This is a genomic window from Vibrio sp. L85 (genome assembly GCF_963871815.1).
Classification (GTDB): domain Bacteria; phylum Pseudomonadota; class Gammaproteobacteria; order Enterobacterales; family Vibrionaceae; genus Vibrio; species Vibrio harveyi.
Window position 1 is genome coordinate 124,527 of record NZ_CAWMYL010000168.1, and the last position, 20,070, is coordinate 144,596.

16 protein-coding genes are annotated in these 20,070 nt (G+C 42.1%); all 16 read right to left on the reverse strand.

The features are described from left to right. Window positions 1–9: 9 nt before the first annotated feature. Complete coding sequence (locus AACR11_RS16715; RefSeq protein ID WP_223295750.1) at window positions 10–825, reverse strand: NAD/NADP transhydrogenase beta subunit; 816 nt, start codon at window positions 823–825, stop codon at window positions 10–12. Between the two features lie 9 nt (window positions 826–834). Next, window positions 835–1,125, reverse strand: coding sequence for a PAAR domain-containing protein (locus tag AACR11_RS16720; RefSeq protein WP_005447025.1), 291 nt, complete (start codon window positions 1,123–1,125; stop codon window positions 835–837). An 11-nt stretch (window positions 1,126–1,136) separates the two neighbouring features. Then, window positions 1,137–2,972 carry a type VI secretion system tip protein TssI/VgrG gene (gene tssI, locus AACR11_RS16725; RefSeq protein WP_079324924.1) on the reverse strand — a complete coding sequence of 612 codons (1,836 nt, stop codon included), beginning with the start codon at window positions 2,970–2,972 and terminating at the stop codon, window positions 1,137–1,139. Between the two features lie 50 nt (window positions 2,973–3,022). Then, the gene (locus AACR11_RS16730) at window positions 3,023–3,502 is read right to left on the reverse strand and encodes an Hcp family type VI secretion system effector (RefSeq protein WP_005447029.1); all 480 of its coding nucleotides are present in this window, start codon (window positions 3,500–3,502) and stop codon (window positions 3,023–3,025) included. Window positions 3,503–3,709: 207 nt separating this feature from the next. Then, complete coding sequence (gene tssH / locus AACR11_RS16735; protein WP_029789718.1) at window positions 3,710–6,262, reverse strand: type VI secretion system ATPase TssH; 2,553 nt, start codon at window positions 6,260–6,262, stop codon at window positions 3,710–3,712. A gap of 10 nt (window positions 6,263–6,272) precedes the next feature. Next, the gene (tssG, locus tag AACR11_RS16740) at window positions 6,273–7,238 is read right to left on the reverse strand and encodes a type VI secretion system baseplate subunit TssG (RefSeq protein WP_029789717.1); all 966 of its coding nucleotides are present in this window, start codon (window positions 7,236–7,238) and stop codon (window positions 6,273–6,275) included. Beyond that, window positions 7,235–9,058, reverse strand: coding sequence for a type VI secretion system baseplate subunit TssF (tssF, locus tag AACR11_RS16745; protein ID WP_029789716.1), 1,824 nt, complete (start codon window positions 9,056–9,058; stop codon window positions 7,235–7,237). Before tssF ends, tssG begins: the two co-directional genes overlap by 4 nt. Continuing rightward, window positions 9,055–9,519, reverse strand: coding sequence for a type VI secretion system baseplate subunit TssE (gene tssE, locus AACR11_RS16750; RefSeq protein ID WP_017818777.1), 465 nt, complete (start codon window positions 9,517–9,519; stop codon window positions 9,055–9,057). The genes tssF and tssE overlap by 4 nt, the downstream gene beginning before the upstream one ends. A gap of 8 nt (window positions 9,520–9,527) precedes the next feature. After that, the gene (locus tag AACR11_RS16755) at window positions 9,528–10,325 is read right to left on the reverse strand and encodes a type VI secretion system accessory protein TagJ (RefSeq protein ID WP_017190828.1); all 798 of its coding nucleotides are present in this window, start codon (window positions 10,323–10,325) and stop codon (window positions 9,528–9,530) included. Window positions 10,326–10,334: 9 nt separating this feature from the next. Continuing rightward, window positions 10,335–11,846, reverse strand: coding sequence for a type VI secretion system contractile sheath large subunit (gene tssC, locus AACR11_RS16760; RefSeq protein WP_005447039.1), 1,512 nt, complete (start codon window positions 11,844–11,846; stop codon window positions 10,335–10,337). Window positions 11,847–11,903: 57 nt separating this feature from the next. Beyond that, a complete protein-coding gene (gene tssC / locus AACR11_RS16765) occupies window positions 11,904–13,397 on the reverse strand; it encodes a type VI secretion system contractile sheath large subunit (protein ID WP_005447040.1) in 1,494 nt (497 codons plus the stop codon). 2 nt (window positions 13,398–13,399) lie between these two features. Continuing rightward, a complete protein-coding gene (gene tssB / locus AACR11_RS16770) occupies window positions 13,400–13,927 on the reverse strand; it encodes a type VI secretion system contractile sheath small subunit (protein WP_005447041.1) in 528 nt (175 codons plus the stop codon). A 15-nt stretch (window positions 13,928–13,942) separates the two neighbouring features. Then, the gene (tssA, locus tag AACR11_RS16775; RefSeq protein ID WP_005447042.1) at window positions 13,943–15,064 is read right to left on the reverse strand and encodes a type VI secretion system protein TssA; all 1,122 of its coding nucleotides are present in this window, start codon (window positions 15,062–15,064) and stop codon (window positions 13,943–13,945) included. Further along, window positions 15,057–15,851 (reverse strand): PP2C family protein-serine/threonine phosphatase, encoded by a 795-nt coding sequence (locus tag AACR11_RS16780; protein ID WP_029789713.1) that lies wholly within the window; start codon window positions 15,849–15,851, stop codon window positions 15,057–15,059. Before AACR11_RS16780 ends, tssA begins: the two co-directional genes overlap by 8 nt. A 10-nt stretch (window positions 15,852–15,861) precedes the next feature. After that, window positions 15,862–16,557, reverse strand: coding sequence for a type VI secretion system-associated protein TagF (gene tagF, locus AACR11_RS16785; RefSeq protein ID WP_017190833.1), 696 nt, complete (start codon window positions 16,555–16,557; stop codon window positions 15,862–15,864). Next, entirely contained in the window at window positions 16,539–20,057 is a 3,519-nt protein-coding gene (gene tssM / locus AACR11_RS16790) for a type VI secretion system membrane subunit TssM (protein WP_029789712.1), read from the reverse strand. Before tssM ends, tagF begins: the two co-directional genes overlap by 19 nt. Between the last annotated feature and the right edge of the window lie 13 nt (window positions 20,058–20,070).

The window sequence follows — 20,070 nt, forward strand, 5'->3', positions numbered from 1 at the left end:
CTCTTCAAGTTACTCATTAACCCAGCGATACAAAACGCCTACGGCATATCCATACCGTTCAACGTCAATTTGCAATCCGCAATAATTTAATATGTTTCTATTTGCTTGCTGCTGGTAAACACAGAGCGCTTTTAATAAACCATTACAAGGACCTAAGGGACCCGTGACCGAATCTATTAGCTGATAGGAAGTATCCGCTGTTATCCAAGGAGATAAGAACTGAATAGACTCCAGCCATACTGGCTCTTCTCCTTCTATAGACAGAGCGAGTTCGTCTAGAAGATGAGTACAAACAAGCCCCAGTTGTTTGGTGATATTTGATGTCGCCGTATCAGTCCCTTCAAAGTCCAAATCAACAGCAACCTTGTAAGGACGTAGTCCTCTATGCCCCATGGAACAACGCGCCATAACTAACGAATCAAGACCATATCCAGAATCGATTGCGTTTATAGCGACGACCCACACTGAGTTATTTTTTTTGACCAAGCGTTCAATACTGTTAAGAGCCATCAAAAAAGAGGCATTACCATATGGATAAAGGGCAATTTTATCCGCCTCGACTTTGCTAAATATCGACAAAAACGAAGCGATAACTCTTCGCAGAATGTTCTTATCGGTGATATTTGGCAGCAACAAGAAAACATGACCTGAAATATCCCGCTTGCTCAGATAGTTAGAATAAGAATCAAGCGTATCAATAATAGAGAGAGAGTCGATCTCTTCAAAGTTCGATACAGAGAATTCTGACGGCTTTAACGTATGATTAGTGAGCTGCGATATTGAAAATTCTTGGTCTCCCAATAAACACAAGCTTGGCTGAAACATAAGCCCCATCTATCCACCAATGACTACCGTTGGGTTGCCGACTAAAATTTTACCGCCGTGAGATGTCGAATCCCCTAGCCGTGCTGCCGGTTTCCCGTTGATTTTCACGCTAGAAGACCCCGAAGAGATACTATCTGGTGGGCCAACGCAAATTAGCTTATCGCCTTTTCGTGCTGCAGGAAGACCTGTGATTTTTACGTTTGGAGACCCCATTATGACAGGTCCTCCGACGTGAGGAATTTTCCCTGTCTTTTTGGGACATATGTGAAAGCTACCTATTATTGCTGCTGGTTTTCCCATTTCTTCGCGCCTTAATTAAGAGAAATTTGCCCGGCTTTTAGTGCGATGGCAGAGCCATTAATCGAGATCTTATTACCCTTAATATTGATCTCGCCAGAACTCGACATTTGAATCGACGCCCCACCAACCTTAATTTCAATACTTTTTCCTGCATTAATTGATAATGCCTTACCAACATCTAAAGATTGATTCTCACCTACTTTAAGGTCGGCACTTTTACCCACTTCTTGGCGCAATTCATTGGTGACTTTTTCTTTTTTATTGTTCTCTATAGAAATATCTGCACAGTCTTCGATTACCATTTGAAACAGCTTTTCTGCGTGTAAGTAGACATGCTCATCTCCAGGCTTGTCTTCAAACCGAAGCTCGTTGTAGTTATTTCCCTCTTTTTGTACAGAGCGAGATTTGTAACCACTTTGAGAAGCTTGGTCCGGTAATTTGTATGGTGTCTCTTGAGTTCCATTGTAAACAGAGCCGGTAACTATAGGCTGATCCGGGTCGCCATTAACAAAATCGACAATGACCTCTTGACCAACTCTTGGGTGGAAAATACTACCCCAGCCATTACCCGCGCTAGCGTGCGCAACGCGAATCCAGCATGAACTGTTAGCATCATATTTACCTTGTCTATCCCAATGAAACTGAACTTTAATTCGTCCATGCTTATCAAGGTAAATCTCACCATCCTCATTTCCAGTAACAATCGCGGTTTGAAGACCTCTAACTTGAGGTCTTCGAATATGAGTTTTTGGACGAAGCATGGTTTTTGAACCGACGCAGTGGAAAGACATTTTAAAACCTTGAGCTGACGTCCCACCTTGCCCAGTTTGATTGAGCACTGACGCAGACATGGAAACCGAAGAAAGGACAAACTCTTTACCTACACGGCTTACATCTTCATGTTTTTTAAATTTAAATAATTTACCAACAGTAAAGGTTCTGCAACTTGCTTCACCACTACATTGATAAGCATCTTGTTGTAGCGACTCAATTGCATGCTTGTTGCGTAAGGAAAAATCATCTTTAGTCTCAGTTTCCGCGAGATACTCATAGTGCTCACTAACTGGTACCGAAAAATATTCACTCTTTCCATTCGCTTGGTGCATCGGATGAGACAAAGGCTTAAGCATATCAAAGCCTGCTTTACATGTTTTTTTAGTCGTCAGTGTTTGGGTCTCATTCCATGAACTAATGTGGCTTACTTCACTCGTACCTGTTGAATGATTAACAAAGAACTCTTCCCCTGACTCGTAGTAATCAGCGTCATCAAAAAATTCAATAACATGGGAAGATTCTGTATGCGAAAAGCAATAAGCAACTCCGTCTTCAGACAGTAACCGCTCTATAAATGCCAGATCAGTTTCGTCATATTGAACTTTATACGCATACTTGGGGTAACTTCTTAGAGTTTTAAAACTGAACTCAACATCATGTTCTGATAGAATTAATGAAATTATTTCTTCTATGCTTTTATTTTGAAAAATACGGCAGTTAGTGCGGTAATCAGAAAATCGAATTTTAGGCTCGATATACAAATCTATGTTTTTGTAATTCTCACCATGCTCAACTGTAGTAACCCTTGAACCAGTTAATCTGGCTCTAGATACAACCCCATGAAAATAACGAGGTTTAGCGCTAACAGATGGATGATTATCCATCGTGATCAAGACCTCTTTTCCAATGATGTTATTCAATTCCTCATGTTGATCGTTAAAATAAGCATGAGCATACAATGAAAAAAGTTGGGATACAGTCTCTTTATATTCAAAGGAATTAAGAATTAACGTATCACTCCCAAATGGTGAAGAAATTCGTATAAAGTTATTTTTCTGAGATGCTTTTTTCATTAGATACTTCTTTATAAAATAGCGGGAAGAAAGCTCTTCCCGCAATACAATTACATTTGCTGACCTTTAACACCGCTGTAGCCATATACTAATGGCGCAGATGTGTTGTTCTTATCGTCAGTAGGTGTAACTGTCATCATCATTTCAGTGTAAGAAATAGTGATTGTTTCAATTGGACGATCGTCCTGGATTGACACAGAGTAGTTTGAAATCATTGCATCGGTAAGTTCGATTTTCATGATCTCTTCTACCTTTTCACCTTGCTTGGTGATGTGGAATACCGCTGGTTTACCTTTACCAATGGTAGCTTCTTTAAATAGGTCCGGTGATGAACGGTCTTGAAGCTTAGTGATCGTCAAATCGTATAGACGTGTTGCACTTGCTTCGCGGTCCATCGCTGTACCAGTGTACGATGAAATTTCACGACCAACACTCCAATCTACAGATAGTAGAGTAATTAGATCCTTGTACTGTTCGGCTGTTGCCTCACCTTTAATATCTGCATATTTAAGATACGTGTTAGACTGCATGCTAATCTCCTATAGCATTATTAATGACATATTACATAGTAATTTTATATTTTAATCATCAATTAAAACTAATGATTAATGTATCAAAAACCAATTTTTAAATACGATATTTTATATCTTGTATTTAGATTTAATATAAGCGTTATTTTAAATGTAAAATGCTTCTTACGAAGCAACTCTCATATTAATTTCATTTTGAAATAGTTGTTATAAAAGTGAGACAGTTAAAGAATTAACTTCACCCTCGACCTTAATCTCTTTAAAATTCTTACCTTTAAGAATCGCCGTAAGGATTTCATGCGATATTTTAGGCAACAGTGTATTTTCAATGGTTGTTTGTATGACCCTTGCTCCACTTCCTGATTCATTACTACTAGCAACAATATTATTTATTAATTGATCACTCACTATCAGCTCTGAGGAGTAGTTTTTTCTAATTCTATCTGAGATTTTTTTTACTTTTAGGTGAGTAATATTTTTTAATACTGTTTCGTCTAGTGGTAAGTAAGGTAGGACATTTACACGTCCCAAGAAAGCAGGTTTAAAGTCCGCAATTAAATCATCTCTCAACGCATTTTTTAGGGCGCCAACATCTGGAGCTAAGTCAGGGTCTTCAAACAATGACATTGTTGTATCTGTACCAGTATTTGCCGTCATAATGATAATGGTATTTTTGAAGTCAATGTCTCTACCTTCACCATCTTTGATCATTCCCTTATCAAACACTTGATAAAAGATATCTTGGACACCTGGGTGCGCTTTTTCCATTTCATCTAAAAGAATGACGCTGTATGGCTTCCTTCTCACCGCCTCCGTCAACACACCACCTTCACCATAACCGACATAGCCAGGAGGAGAGCCTAATAGTAATGAGACTTTATGTTCCTCTTTAAACTCTGACATGTTGATCGTGGTAACGTTTTCTTCACTACCATACACCTTTTCCGCTATTGCTAATGCGGATTCAGTTTTACCGACTCCGCTTGGTCCAATAAGCAGAAACACCCCGTTTGGCTTCGATTCATCTGTAAGTTGGGCACTTGCCGTTTTAATCACTTCCGACATGGTTTCAAGAGCATGATTTTGCCCTACAACTCGTTTAATTAAACTCTCTTTTAAGTTCAATACTGCCTTAATCTCGTCATCTTGCAGCTTACCTAGCGGAATACCAGTCCAATCAGAGATTACTTCGGCGATCAATGCATCCCCTACATGAGAGAACACCAAAGGCTGAGCATTCGTACCGAGTTGTTCTTCAATCTCGATCAATTTTTGTTTGTCAGAATCTGACGGAGATAGGAGGATTTTATTACGTAAGGCTTTTGCATCTTCAACCCAAAGTCGTTCTTTTTGCCATTGCGCCTCAAGAGTAAGTACTGAGTGAGAGAGCTGGTCAATCTCGATTCGAATATTCTCTATCACATCACTATGGTCGCGACCAAATTGAGACTCTTTAATCAGTTGTTCTAATTCTGCTTGTTTTAGCTGCATTGCCTTTTTCTTGTTATCCAATACACCGGGTATTGAAGATTGACTTAAGGCTACGCGTGAACACGCTGTATCTAATACAGACACCGCTTTGTCAGGAAGTTGTCGACCATTGATGTATCGAGAAGACAGTTGAACAGCGGCTTCTAATGCTTGGCTGGTAATATATACGCCATGATGGTTCGACATCACATTCAATAAACCGCGAAGCATATCCACTGCAACTTCCGGAGTGGGTTCATCTACTTTGACCACTTGGAAACGCCTAGTCAGCGCTGCATCTTTTTCAAAGTACTTTTTGTACTCAGCCCAAGTTGTTGCAGCAATAGTTCTTAACTCACCTCTTGCGAGTGCTGGCTTTAAAATATTAGCAGCGTCACCTTGCCCCGCCTGACCACCTCCGCCAATCAGACCATGAGCTTCATCGATAAAAAGAATAATCGGTGTATCAGATTGATTAACTTCTTTTATGACGTTTTTTAGGCGGTTTTCAAACTCACCTTTCATTCCTGCTCCGGCTTGTAGCAAAGCCATATCTAACGACTTAATAGCAACACCTTGCAATGCTGGAGGGACGTCACCTTCGACAATTTTTAGGGCTAACCCTTCTACTACAGCCGTTTTACCAACTCCCGCCTCCCCTGTGAGAATTGGGTTGTTTTGGCGTCTTCGCAGCAATATATCTACCATGAGTCGAATTTCGTTATCACGCCCAACAACTGGGTCAAGCTTTCCTGCTTTAGCTTGTGCTGTAAGATCAACAGTAAATTGATCCAAGGCAGTGCTAGTTTGTTTTGCTGCAGAAGTTACCTGCTGCGATTTATTGAATGCAGGCAATGTCGTCACTTCAATTTTATTTAATTCAGGACAAGGTTGATTTATCGCATTCGCTAAGGACTCATCCGATAGATAAGCACTTAATAGATGGATACAGTTGAGTTCATGTGCGTCAAACTCTATTGTTGCTATCATCACTGCATTTTGCATCACAGTAACAGTGTGGGTTGCAAGTCCCGGCACCGATTCACAACCCGTTTTGTATTTTTCCAATTGCGACAATAACTGTGTTTCAACCAGTTTCGGGTTTACATTAAACTTCTTAAATACTTCAACATAAATCTCTGCGGGATGCTGGAGTATGGATAACAACCAGTGGGTCATCTCTATACTATGATGAGTACGAGAACTCGCCATTGCAGCCGCTTGTTCAAGCGTTTCTTTAGCGACAGGAGACAACCTTTCGACCAACGCTGAAAGTGATAGTAAAGCCATTGTGATTCCTTTAAATGGTGATAGTTATTTCGCGATCTTCAGTTCGCTTATGTTTAGATAAAACCGTACCAATCCCTAGTTGACCATGTCGTTTAGTAATGCACACCTTGGGCAAATACTTATGACGTGTAGTGAGCTTCCACTTAATGGACTTATGTTTGCCTACATACTCATGGACCAAAGACTTAACTGTGTTTATGTATGGGTTATTGGGCAGTAACTGACTGACTTGCTCTGTACTCGTTGGTATTAGTTCGATCATCACTGCTGCATTTATGTTCCACGCCTTTGCGCCTATAGATGCGCCTCTACCGACTTGAGCAAATTGTCCTTCCGGCGTCGACTTTCCACCTAATCTCGTCTGTTCTTCCTTTGATAAACGTAACCATTGCCCTTGAAGCTCGTGTAACCTAACGTCACACCCTGTTAGGTCTTCAATAATGGTTTTTAGTGCGCCTTTACTTCTGTTTCTCGATGCAAATAAGCCGGCGTAGTGATTAATTAGGTGGTCAGAGTGACCTGAAACAGCTTCTAGACTGTTTATGAGAGGGGAACGAGCCCCTTTAGAATGTTCATGTGCCTGAACTGATATCTGACTCAACTGCCAACTACGGTAATACAACGAAAGTAAGCGGTGATTGAAAATATCGTAGAAATCCACCATCGCTCCGTCACCTTCTTTTTGACGACTAATCGCAAGTTCACTGTAATGGTGGGGTAACACGCCCTGTTCCCCTGTCAGACCAATTAAGTTTGTTTCTAGTATCAGCCTATCGTTGCCAGAGCGATGAACATTGGAAAGTTGTGCGTTTTCATAGCCTAGCGTTGAGTTTACTTTTAGATCTACCTTTTCATTTTTAGGTAATGAATCGCTCCCTAGTTGAGCCCCACCTTTAAGTAATCCCAATTCAATGAGGTGAATCGCTTCAAACAATGGTCGCTTTTTCAATTGTTGAAAAAAATCCACCTCATTCATAACAATACCTTTTCACCAAGCATTGCAGGCCATCGATGAAATACTTTGTCCGTAGATTTCGTCTTTACCTCTAACTGTGTAAAAATATTTACCTCAGCAAATTGCGCAAAATACACTGAAAGTACGCATCCTAAGAAAAAGGTTTGCTCTTTAGATAGCATTTGATCAGAAACGGTAAGCACCAGTTTTACCCCATGAGCAAAACCAACTCTTCCCTGTTCATTAACCCTTCCTGTGGTTTGTTGATATTCTAATTTTACTAAGGCGTCGATAAGTGCTTTGGTCTCAGCTGTACCCGCAAATGCATAGAGTTTAAGTCGTTGTTTTAACGTTGCTAGACCAGTCTCATCAGTGAAGTGGGAAAGCGTTAATAATTTGGTTAGTTGCCAGCGGCTGCCTTCATCCATATCAGGTCTGATTGTTTCAGTCATTGAAACCAAACATTTTACTTGCTGAAAATTGTCACTTACTTTTGGTAGCAATACGTTTGGCAAACCGCCACCAAAAGGCAATTTTTGGGGCATGTTTCTATTACAACACTCTGCCTTAACTGAAAGTAACCAACTGTCATGGCTATCGAATTCAAACTGTTGATGTTTTTTATTAACAAAAGAAATATAGATATCCCTACCTGGTTCATCAAATCCCCCCGCCCAGTTCTTATCTTCTCGCCTCATTACCCAAAACAAATCACTTTTGTTCATATAATGGTTATGCTCGCCAGCGAAGTAACTGGGTAAATTCTTATAAGACTTGTTCCAGTTATTCAAAGTAACATCCGTGATCGCAACTACTTCACTGCAATCAGCACTTTGATGCCCAGGAGACATCTGATACTCATACTCTGAAGCTTCTAACCGTGTTGGCTCCATCGTGCTTTCGTACAAGTTAATGATTGGAACACACCCTAAAAGCACACTTTCTTCATCTACTTGTTTTGGTAACCAGTCATCGTCGATATCAAAGTAAAAACTAATATCGAGCTCGCCTTCTACCTCTAATCTTTCAAGTGCGAGATCCTGCAGCTCAAAAAACATAAACTTTTCAGGAAAATGTAAATACTCCACTAACATCCTCGCGGATGAAAAGCTGCGCTTACTATAGGGAACGACTTTGTGAGAATCATGAAATCCCACTGCGTGTAAGTGGCGTGGTGTTAATGACGCAATTTCTTTACCGTTTGCTGAAAGCGATATGCCTATCAGACTTTTGAACAGAAGTTGATATAGCCTTTGTGTGAGTTGAGTTTGACCATTCAGGTAAAAGCGCAGCGTCTCAACCCCCATTCCAGCAAATGTCGCCCCACTCTCATTTGAATTGAGCCTCAACTTAAGCATCGAGTGCGCATTTGTTTCCCAACGAGAACCTATCGATGCCAAAGGGGCATTATCAAAGCTTCCTTGTGAAACGTCACAAGGGTAAATCTGTGTGTCATAACATGTTTTAAATTCGCACTCATCAAAACCGGGTGCACTGATCTTTACTTTTTCTCCAGCAGGTATATCAAAGGGTGATGACGTTGACCCATTACACTTCATTCTGATGATCGACATCGAGGGTATTGGAGCATGAAAGTCTGGGTGTAGTTGCCCCATTAAAGACTCAGTAAACTGCGGATAACTGTTATCCAAACTCTGGCGAATTCGCGCCGTCATGAACGCGCAACCTTCTAACAGCCTCTCTACATGAGGGTCATCTACTTGTTCTTCGTTAATACCCAAACGCGCAGCAATCTTTGGGTATTGCTCGCCAAACTCCTGCCCTTTGTGGCGCAAATATGCCAACTCGCGGTTATAGTACTTCAAGAACTCTTCGCTCATTTTGCTCTACTCAATTTCATGCCTAAATTTACGGGTTCAACTTCGGTATTAAACGTCACGTCGCGCTCACTATTTCCTATAAGGCACGTTGCATTTATCTGTAACCTTAAAGTGCGATCTACCGCACTCTTTTCCTGCAGTATATTGACAACCGGCGACGATAAACGCGGTTCAAATTCACGAATGGCAGCTCTTACAATGCCGCAGAGCTGCCCTTGTCCTTGCTGGCTACTGAATGGCATTGAAGAGAAATCAGGCAGACCATAATTTAAGATTGATTTATTCGCTTCTTTTAACTCAAACGGGACTTCTCTCCACCCAATCCGACTGTTCAACATCGACTCTAAATCTCTCAATAAATTGTCTATCAGCAACTGTTGAGTGAGTGGAAAGTCTTTATCTTCTCGGGATTGAGGATCATTATCGATTAGCTTATCAAGTAAGGATGCTGCCAGTGCCATCTAAACCTCTATGCAAGCTCTGCGATTTCTGACAATTGGTTTAGCTCAAAAATAGGTACTGCTTTGTCCCCAACCAACCAACACTTTTGTCCTGAACCTACGAACAACTCGCTAGCGCCAAGTTGTATCCAATCCGTTTCTTTGGCAAGCTTTTGGGCGTCTGTAGATGAGTCTATGTATGTGAGTGGCATGTGCCCCTCTCCTTCACCTAAACCCTCAATATCAAACTCCACAGGTCGCCAAACATTTTCAAGTAATGAGCTTGGATCCTTCACTTCTAAATATTTAATATTTTTAATTGGGACAAGAAAGTAGTTTCCCGCAGTAGAAAACAGCTCGACATAACCAGACAAACGGTCGTCAATATCCCTTACCTCATCGGTCATACTTCCATTTTGAGAAAAGCGTTTAGTGGTTCTTCCTTTTTCAAGCTGCTGCGCCAACTCATAACCACTTTCATAGTCTTTATTTTTGATGGCAAGATTCAACTCGATGATCAACTCGTTAACCTTTGAATCACCTTCAACAAACTGCGCAGTTGCTGCCCCCTCACTAAAGTCTTTACGGGCTTGCGCCGCTTTTACAAGATGACGCAATTGACTCGCACCTGCCAAATATTCCGGAAATAGCTTGATCGATTGAATCAGTTGATCGTCCGCTCGCTCCAAATCACCGTTAATACAAAGCAGCTCAATGAACGAACTTCGCAAGCTTGCATCTTTCGGGGCAGACTTTATCTCTTCAATTAATAGAGTAATAGCTTGCTGCAATTGACCTTCAGATAAGGCTTTTTTCCATGTTGTCATCGTGTTCCCTTACACCACCTGCTCCGGTGATAACTCCGTAATTAATTTGACCGCCGAAACCATTTGATCGAGTTGAAAATGAGGTCTTAAATGCACTACTGAAAAGTAATGCCCTGGCGAATCGCGTTTTTCTTTAACTGTTATTTTTGCTTCGTTGAGTGGATACTTTGCTCTGAGTTCATCAGAAGCTTCATCAGAAGCAGTTGTATATTGGTGAAGCCATTGCTGAAAATCCCGCTGGATTGAATCAGAATCTTGATACCCACCAACCTTGTCTCTTCCCATTACCTTTATGTAATGTGCGATTCGAGATACACATAATGTATATTGCAGCATCGAAGTCAGCTTGGCGTTCATCGTTATGTTCTGGTCTTCAAATAACTTCGGCTTATGGATAGACACACTGGATATCATGCCGACTAAATCGGTTTCTGCGACAGGTGACATCGTAATGAAACCGCAATCGGATATCTCTTTCTCTTTACGCTCTGATACCTTCAGATTTAAAGGGCTCCTATCTCGTGTGTTTTTACTCATAAGCTGAACAGAACTTCTTGTTGGAGCTAGAATGGCTCCTTGGGTGTAATCTCCTTGCTTCACACCTCTCATGTGAGTAAACCAACCATGTTCTTGATAGGTTCTAATTGCGATGGCGGCGAAACAAAAAGCGGCGCTACCCCACAACAACTCTTGTTCTGATTCAACAATCGTCTCCTCGAACTCAAACGCCTCTATCCGAGAACCATCTTTGATATAAGGCTGCCTAAAAAGAACATTAGGCGCTGCAATACCTATAAACTTTGTATCTTCTGATTCTCTCAAGCGTTGCCACTTCCCATACTCAACTTGATCAAATTGAGAAGTAATGTCTGTGGTAGATGACAACTCCGAAAAACGATCAACCCCAAATACACTTGGTTGCGCAGACATGACAAAAGGACTAAACGCAGCTGCTGCTGTCTGGGCAATCTTACCCAATACCGACAAATCCCGATCAAAGTAGTTTTGGTTAGGGTCATGTCGAAGCTCATAATCACCAACTATCAGTCCAAATGGCTCACCTCCAGCCATGCCGTATTCATTTTGGTAAAGCAGTTTAAATAAAGCTGACTGGTCGAATTCGATTGCTTTTAAAGCATCTTTACTGACTTCTTCCCATGTCGACGATAAAAGCTTTATTTTTACCAATTCACCAGATTGACCGTCTGTTTGTTCACACAGATACTTAACCCCCACCCAAGATCGCTCCAACTGCTGATATCTCGGGTGATGAATGATTTCATTTAGTTGTTTCTGTAACAATTGATCTATTTGATTGATGGTCATAATCAAACTGCGACGAAATTCAGCAACACTTCTGCTTTTGGTACCTTCTAACCAAATTTTTGCCGAGTGTATTGAATCTTCTGTTTCGACAAACCGAGTAATCCAGTAACTATTAAGTTCCGCACACCCAAGCGGACTAAACTCATGCTTTAGCTCGCTTGGGTCTAAGAAATTCAACGCTGTATCGTTAGTCATTTTTACACACCACAGGAGGGAAAGTGTGGTTGACCCATAAAGCCAACCACAATTCACTTAACCACCCGATTGAGGGATTTTTGCAACTAAGCGTAATGAAGTCGTAAGCTCTTCCATCTGTAACCAAGGCTTCAACCATGCTACTGCATTGTAAGAGCCTGGCGCGCCTGGAATCTCCTTAACCTGCACGCGAGCATCAGCCAATGGGTATTTCGCGCGGATTTCCTGACCGCCTCCTTCAGATGCGTTCACATAACTTAAGATCCAACGGTTCAACCATGATTCAACATCTTCTGCTTCCATGAAGCTACCGATCTTATCGCGAGCCATCACTTTCAAATAATGGGCAAAACGCGATGTCGCCATCATGTAAGGTAAGCGTGCGGAAATTGCAGCATTCGCTGTCGCATCCGGAGAGTCATGATTTGCTGGTTTCTGACAGGTTTGCGCACCAAAAAACACGGCATAGTTTGTGTTTTTGTAATGACATAATGGTAAGAAACCAAGTTTACCTAACTCCGCCTCTCTGCGGTCAGTAATACCGATTTCTGTTGGGCATTTCATATCAGGATCGCCATCATCACTCATGAAGAAGTGCGTTGGTAGATTGTCTACACGACCACCACCTTCTGCACCTCGAATCGCTGTACAGAAGCCATACTTTGAAAAAGCATCTGTGAGCTTCGCACCTAGTACATACGAAGAGTTCATCCAACAGTAGTCGTTGTGTTCTGCATTAGTCGCAATGCCGGAAACAGCGTCAACATCAAACTCCTCAAACCCAAACTCTTCAACTGGAGAAGTCGCTTGACCATAAGGCAAACGTGCTAGCACTTTCGGCATGGTTAGGCTTACAAAACGCGAGTCAGCACTTTCGCGGAAGGAACGCCATTGTGCGTATTCCAATGACTCGAATACCTTATCCAAATCGCGAGGTTTAGATAATTCCGTCCATTCATCAAAGCCAAACAAAGCCGGTGAAGCCGCCGAAAGAAACGGCGAGAAACCAGAAGCAGCAACGTTAGACATCAGGCGCAATGATTCGATATCTTCCGGATGGTTTGTAAACTCATAGTCACCGATAAGCGCACCATAAGGCTCACCACCAGCACTACCGAATTCAGACTCATACACCTTCTTAAAGATTTGGCTCTGATCAAACTCAACCGCTTTGCTTAAATCCTTATGAAGCTCTTTTTTCGTCATGCTGATCATGCGAATTTTCAATGCTGAACTTGTTTCCGAGTTCATCACTAAGTAATTTAAGCCTCTCCAAGAGCCCTCAAGCTTTTGTAGTTCTGGGTGATGCATGACTTCAGACAATTGTTCCGAAATCTGTTGGTCAAGAAGCGTGATTGCTTCACGGAACGTCACCGTTAGGTTCTTATTCCAGGAAACGGTACCTTTCATTGCTTCTTCTGTTAATGTCTTGATCAACTCTTCGGCACGAGAAGCTTCTGTTTGCTTTGTTGCACCAATCGCCTGCTCTAGGAATGATGACGTTTGTTGCTCTACCGTTGGATCAAGTTGTTTGTCAATTTGAGTCGTCATTACTATGCTCCCTCTGGATTATCTACAGAGCTTGACTCGCCCAGCTTTAACTCTCCAGCCAACTTTGTCAGGTTTTCCGTGTTGTTTAATACATCCTCTAGAATGTTTTCTAACTCTTCTGAGCGGTCGACCTTCGTCATCAAGTCACGAAGTTTATTTCGGGTTTCCATCAGTTGGCGTAAAGGATCAACTTGATTAACAATCGCTGCGGGCTCGAAGTCCTGCATAGATTTAAAGCTTAAATCCACTTCAAATTGCGAGTCATCTTTCGCCAATTTGTTTGCGACTTTAAACTTCACTGATGGACTCATTTTTTTCAAAACATCATCAAAGTTGTCTCGATCAATCTGAATGAAACGTCGGTCTTTCAAAGGCTTCAACGCTTCGGTATTTTGTCCAGCGAAGTCGCCCATTACACCAACCACAAAAGGAAGCTCTTTTTTAAGCGTTGTTCCTTCGGTTTCAACATCATAGGTAATGTGAACACGAGGCTTCCTTACTCGTGACAGTTTCGAGTGAATACTCGTCATACCGTTCTCCCTTCCTTAATTTTCATTTTGTTCTGCTATGCCAACTAAACGGAAATAGCTTCTCTTTGCATCTCCGTCGGAGATCAATTCCGCCAGTAATTCCGGCAGAGGCATTCCACACCAACGAATAATCTGTTCGATGGAGTAAGAAACTGGTGAATGAGGCTCACTTTCTCTAAAGAAGTCTGCCACCTTTTGTAACTGTTCAATCGCTTGCTCGCGTGATTGCATATTTGTTATTAGCAATTCGCTGTTGTTAGCTGACTGGCTTGTGACCGTAGTCGGCTCGTTAGATTCCATATCAGCCTCTTCAATCACCTCTTTCGGTGCCTGAAAGCGGTCACCAAGCAAATGCTTTAATGCCGAGTGTATTGAATCAAGCTTTTTTGAGATGTAAGAACTTGGGGTAACGTCTCCAACAGCATCATCAAGCTTTTGGCTAAATTGGTTAAATGCCCTTATGCCGAACTCAAGATCAGTGATCAAAGTCCTGTAAAACTCATCAGAGGTGGATTTAACGGTATCGCTGATTTTCGACAGTTCCACAGCACCTTGCTCGACTTTGTAACGTCGTTTATCTTCATCAAGTCGCTCTAATTCAATGGCTTGTTGGTATTCCCAAAATGCGTAAGCTTGCTCTACCCCCATATCCGTAAGCGGAATCGAAGCCAGTGGAAAAATTAAGGTACCTTCACTTTCGATACCGTTTAATCCAATGATTGCAGAAATACGAGTCTCGATTCCGTCTTCATCAGGCATGGGATGCAGCTGTTCCCAGAAATGATCAATAAAGTGTGATGCTATCTCGTATCCGATCCCCATTCCGCGAAAGCCATAAATACGTGTCAGCGCCTCAATCAGCCAAGCGACAAGCTCCAAATCCTTTGACTGAGAAGTCAGAACTTCTGGAACTTCATCAATGAAAACACGCCAAAGGTTGGTGTGGCTGAGTATGCTTTCTTCTTCAATAATGGCGTTACGCTCTGTATTGCGCGCAGCCATCCTGTGGTCTTTTAATCTGTAATAAGCAGATTGAGGAGATACGTCCTCACGAGGGTCCACGCCCGTTGGTTGATCAGCAGAGACAGGTTGTAGTACTGGTTCTAACCACTCGAACGCTTTGATTAGGTCATCCACGCACTTTACTCCTCAAGAAAACAGGAATGGTCGCGTCATCTTGCTGATTTTCAGCTATTTCATTTTGATCACAGCATACTTTGACCAACGCACATGTGACGTTGTCACTAGCACCTCGAACTAACGCAGAGTGCATCAAGGCTAACCCTGCTTGATTGACTGAATCAGCATAGAGCGTGTTGTGTATCTCGTCATTGGTCAGTTCTTTAGAGAGCCCGTCGCTACACAACAGAAATTGATCACCGTTCAAGAGCTGACCGGAGATTTGGTCTATCGTTACTATTTCATCGACACCTATCGCACGAGTTATGACGTTAGCTAATGGGTGTGATTCTGCATCCTCAATCGCTAATAACCCTTGTTCGACCAGATCCATAACTTGGCTGTGATCTCTTGTTTTTTGCGTGAAGCTCCCTTCTCTCAGTTGGTATATACGGCTATCCCCAACCCACAAACAATGAAAATACCCGTCCTGCATAAATAACAGTACAAGTGTTGTCCCCATCGTTTTACCTTCTAAATGCTCTTTTGCGTAATCAAAGATCTCTTTGTTTGCTTGCTGAATAACACCTCTCAACTCATCAATGTGGGTTGTCTTATTGTCTTTTGCATAGCGGGCAATCTTATCGACCAACATCTGACTGGCGATGTCTCCTGCACAATGACCACCCATACCATCTGCTACGACCCACAAACCAAGTTCGGACATATCAAGTAATGCATCTTCGTTATATGGACGGACCTTTCCTGGATGAGTCCTCGAAAAAGTAAAGTAATTCCAATTCATTCGCTGATACCTACCAGTTCCACTCTTGCCAGTTTCCATCTAACATTGCCGCATATTGACCTATTGAAGGCAGTCCCGACGTAATCAGCATACAGGGCGATATAGTTGCCGACCCTTCAGTCCACCAAAAACAAGGTTTTTTGTATTCCTTACCTAATATCTGATTTAAAAGACCATTCGCAGATAACTGTGGGGTGTTCTCATAAATGGTTGAAAGTTTGCTTTTGTAATGTACTAACGGTACTTCTGCCGTAGGAACATCATCTAAAACTGTCTTATCCGAGTCAGTGAGTCTTCGAGCCCATGCATCAAATACAAAGTCGTCATTGAGTACAGCGACGGCAAGATCTTGACTATTTTGAGTCCACTGACTCTGTTCCCAATAATCCACAGCACTCCCTTCGACTGGTCTCACAACGGTGAAAAAGAAGTAGCGTCCCGCAGAGTCAACACTCGGTATGACACTCCCAATGTAAGTTGCGTCTTCCATGTAGGAGATATCCAGTGCAAAGTGCCAAATTGGAGCCGTGAGAAAGTATTGATGCCATCCTTCGCCCAATTGTTCTCGGCTAACAGCTATTATTGCTTGCTGCCAATCATGCCATCGTTCAGTAAACTCTTGAGAAAGCCCATTTTTAACAAAATCCCCTTTCGCAGGCATTTTTCCAATGTAGCCCCAACAGGGTGTTATAGCGTTTGAGGACATCGAAAACTCTCCATCTCGTTAGACCAAAACGGGTTGATCGCACTTGAAGGGATGAGTTCCAGTTGAACTTTGTTTCCTTTCAAATCGATCATAACGATGTTGTCATTTCGCGACTCCGGACGCGCTTTTAGCGATTGATCAAGTAATTTGAAAATACCCCACTCACCTTCGTAGGTATGTGCAATCTCGCGTTTTGATTCTGGTGGAGTAAAGACGATTCGAGTTTGGTCTTGCCCTGCGGGCCAGCTTAATGACTTCGCGCGAGCAGGACCGTGCTTATAGACTAAATCTTGCCCACCCAGCTCCAGTACAAAACGAGTAATATGCTGATCTAAATAAACAGGTTTCATTCCAAATTCGACGCGCAAAGAATTGTCCGGCTCAAAGAAAGTTTGTCTTATCCGTTTGGCTTTCTGGAATACTGCGAGTGTTTCTGGACGAACACCAATTTCTTTTTCAAGCTTCCAACGTCGAGTTGAAGTGTCTACAAATGGTTCTAAATACTCCTTAAAGAAGGCATCCATGGTTCCGCCGTAACCGAAAAACCGCTTAAAATCTTTGAGGCGAACTTCCTTCGAGGCATTAGGAACAAATGGATAGCGACCAGCAATTGAGCTTCGATATGGTTTAACCACCTTTGTTAACCATAATTGATTCAAGTGATCTTTAGACCCATTCTCTGCAAACTTAACTGACTCTTGAGACAGTTCTCCTAACCATTGATTAAATGGCTTTGGTAACAACTCCCTTGCACGTTCAAACGACGCAGCAACATCTTGGGTAACTGTTCCATCGAGAATGCTCTTGTATGCAATTTTTTGATTGTTACCCGAACTTGATAAATCAGACAGGTAAGAGCGCAAATTGACCATTGCTGTCTGAATATCTTCAAAATCTTGTTCATCCAAACGTAAGATTTCAGTAAAGTGGGATTCGACTTCTTTACCTGGCAAGGAAACATTAAAGCTATTCTCTTCAGGTAAATACATATCTAACTTGTCAGCGGTGTTGGAAAACTTCACTTTAGCAACCTTCCCTGCCACCTCTGACGCCGCTTTTTGGTTCTCTGACAAGACAACTTTGGTCAAACCAACCTCTTTTTGAATCGCACGCAATAATGATTCAATTGGTCTCTCAACCCCCGACAACACTCTTGCTTGAGTAGAGGCTAGATCAAGGGTTGGCGCTTGCTTAAGCTGAATGTCTTCAATTAAGTTTTTCCACTCATTCACATAATCTTGGTAGTAACGTGCTTGTACACCCTGGATTGCACTTGCTTGGTCAATTTCATACGCTTTTAAATCGTCTCCATATACCCAGTTCTCTTCCATTAACCCTTTCACAGTGCGGTTAATTTGAATTTGGAAAATGCTGTGAAACCCGTTATACGTGTAAAAACCGGAGATCCCTTGAGACAGTGGTTTACCGCTCATTCGCTCAAATTGTTCTAACCCTTTTGGTCCCAGAACGTCTGTTAATCTGAATGACGGCACATGACTTTTTGAAAATTGTAACTTCATGCGTTGGTAAGCACGCTCAGGCAAAGACATTTGAGTTAACACTTCTCGAGCACTCTCTACAGCTGAGTCATTAAATGAGAAACCTCTTTCGTTGCTTTCCAGAAGGTTATTAGTGTGCGTCATTAGACGGTCTCTTAGTGATTCATTAAGAGCGCCTGGATAATGTCTTTCAAAATAAAAGCCAAACCACGCTAATACTTCTTCTTGTTGATACTTTTCTGGGTTAAACAACATTAGGTAAGTTTTAAGCGTTTCGTATAGATACTGACGATGCTCTTGGTTTCCTTCCATTTCTGAAATCAGGCTATCAAGCACCAGAGGAGCGAAGTGTTTGGTTAGAGCAGACGTGTAGGCGTTATTTGCCGCTTGAGAGACTTTGTCGCCCTGATACAAACCAAACTTCTTTATTGCATCCAAATTTCCGTAGTCGCTTTGCCTTCCCAAAGGTAAAGTCATGATTCGGTCGAGTGTTTCTATCGCGCTGATAATGTCTGATTCAAAATCTAAACTATCTGCACCGATCATTGCTTTTATATGACCTGTCTCTTTGTTGGTTTGGGTGATAAGTGCCGAGTTCCATTGATAACTCATAAACCACGTTCCAATCGCTCCGCATAACGCGACCGCACAGCCGATGTAAACGCCTCGATGGAGCCAACTGGATTGCTTTTGATAATGACGATTGACCGTCCCAAGCAGTTGCTCTTTGAAGATGACTTGATCAAACAAGCTTCTAACGAAATAGCTGTGAGATCCGTGGTGCTGAGCAGATAAACCTAACTTCCCTAGCCCTAGCCCGCTGCTCGATTCGTTCATTAGCCGGCTAACAGGGATACCGTCTTGAACCGAGCTAACCATAAACACGCCTCGAATAAGGGTGGGCTCTTCAAAGCTGTTCTGAGCAAATATTTCTGTAAGGAATTCATCTAGGTTTGCTTGAAGTACTCGAAGTTGCTTTGGAAATTCAAAGATCATCGCGCGCTTATCAAGATCATCCTCTGTTTCCAGAATGCGCAGCATTCGGGCGTCCAATCGCTCAAGTAGATGATGAAACTCTTTATTGAAAAGAGAAACGACACCGCGCTCATCTTCGCAATCATTTGGGAACATAAAACCGAATAGCTCTTCACGCTCTTCTTTGCTCAGATCCGCGAAAAACTCATTAAACCCCGCCACCAGATCCATTTTTGTAAGAAGAACGTAAATTGGAAACTGCATACCCAGTTGGTTTTTTAGTTCCTGTAAACGAGACTTTATCGCCCTTGCATGCAGGCTCCTTTCCGTGCGTGTTTGCGACATAATGCTAGCTAAGCTGATTGTCACAATTGCGCCGTTAATTGGTCTCTGTGTTCGATATTTTTTTAACAGCCCAAGAAATCCATGCCATGCCTTAGCATCAACTTTTTCTTGGCTATCTTGTGTCGTATAACGACCAGCGGTATCAACAAGAACCGCTTTGTTTGCAAACCACCAATCACAATGGCGTGTTCCCCCAACACCTGCAACAGAGTCCGAACCTAATGAATCCGCTAACGGAAACTCCAACCCAGATTGCTTAAGAACTGTCGTTTTACCTGTACCAGGAGGACCAATCAGTACATACCAAGGTAATTCGTATAAGCTACGTTTACCTTTATGTGTTTTGGTAACCACTTTGATTGCCTGCTCTATTCTGTCTTGCAGCACATTAATTTCTGAGGCAGCTTCTTTATCAGATTGCGAATCCACCTCTAACAGGCTTTGAATTGTTTCGTCTTCTTTTACTTTTTGCTTATGTTGCTTTGTAAGATTGAACACACCCCAAACGAAAACTAATACCAGGATGCTAACCAAACGCTGAAAGTCAGTTTTTAAGGGCTCATATCCCGCAACAGTGATGAGGGGACCTACGACCCAAATAAAAATTGAGCACGCAGCAACACCGACTAAACCGATAAACCAACGTTGAGTAAATATTCTGCCTACTTCTCGGATACTCATTTATCTCACTTTC

Bases quoted from the DNA above. Each gene is read 5' to 3' on its own strand.
- AACR11_RS16715 (WP_223295750.1), bottom strand. From the start codon at position 825: ATGTTTCAGCCAAGCTTGTGTTTATTGGGAGACCAAGAATTTTCAATA.
- AACR11_RS16720 (WP_005447025.1), bottom strand. From the start codon at position 1,125: ATGGGAAAACCAGCAGCAATAATAGGTAGCTTTCACATATGTCCCAAA.
- tssI (WP_079324924.1), bottom strand. From the start codon at position 2,972: ATGAAAAAAGCATCTCAGAAAAATAACTTTATACGAATTTCTTCACCA.
- AACR11_RS16730 (WP_005447029.1), bottom strand. From the start codon at position 3,502: ATGCAGTCTAACACGTATCTTAAATATGCAGATATTAAAGGTGAGGCA.
- tssH (WP_029789718.1), bottom strand. From the start codon at position 6,262: ATGGCTTTACTATCACTTTCAGCGTTGGTCGAAAGGTTGTCTCCTGTC.
- tssG (WP_029789717.1), bottom strand. From the start codon at position 7,238: ATGAATGAGGTGGATTTTTTTCAACAATTGAAAAAGCGACCATTGTTT.
- tssF (WP_029789716.1), bottom strand. From the start codon at position 9,058: ATGAGCGAAGAGTTCTTGAAGTACTATAACCGCGAGTTGGCATATTTG.
- tssE (WP_017818777.1), bottom strand. From the start codon at position 9,519: ATGGCACTGGCAGCATCCTTACTTGATAAGCTAATCGATAATGATCCT.
- AACR11_RS16755 (WP_017190828.1), bottom strand. From the start codon at position 10,325: ATGACAACATGGAAAAAAGCCTTATCTGAAGGTCAATTGCAGCAAGCT.
- tssC (WP_005447039.1), bottom strand. From the start codon at position 11,846: ATGACTAACGATACAGCGTTGAATTTCTTAGACCCAAGCGAGCTAAAG.
- tssC (WP_005447040.1), bottom strand. From the start codon at position 13,397: ATGACGACTCAAATTGACAAACAACTTGATCCAACGGTAGAGCAACAA.
- tssB (WP_005447041.1), bottom strand. From the start codon at position 13,927: ATGACGAGTATTCACTCGAAACTGTCACGAGTAAGGAAGCCTCGTGTT.
- AACR11_RS16780 (WP_029789713.1), bottom strand. From the start codon at position 15,851: ATGAATTGGAATTACTTTACTTTTTCGAGGACTCATCCAGGAAAGGTC.
- tagF (WP_017190833.1), bottom strand. From the start codon at position 16,557: ATGTCCTCAAACGCTATAACACCCTGTTGGGGCTACATTGGAAAAATG.
- tssM (WP_029789712.1), bottom strand. From the start codon at position 20,057: ATGAGTATCCGAGAAGTAGGCAGAATATTTACTCAACGTTGGTTTATC.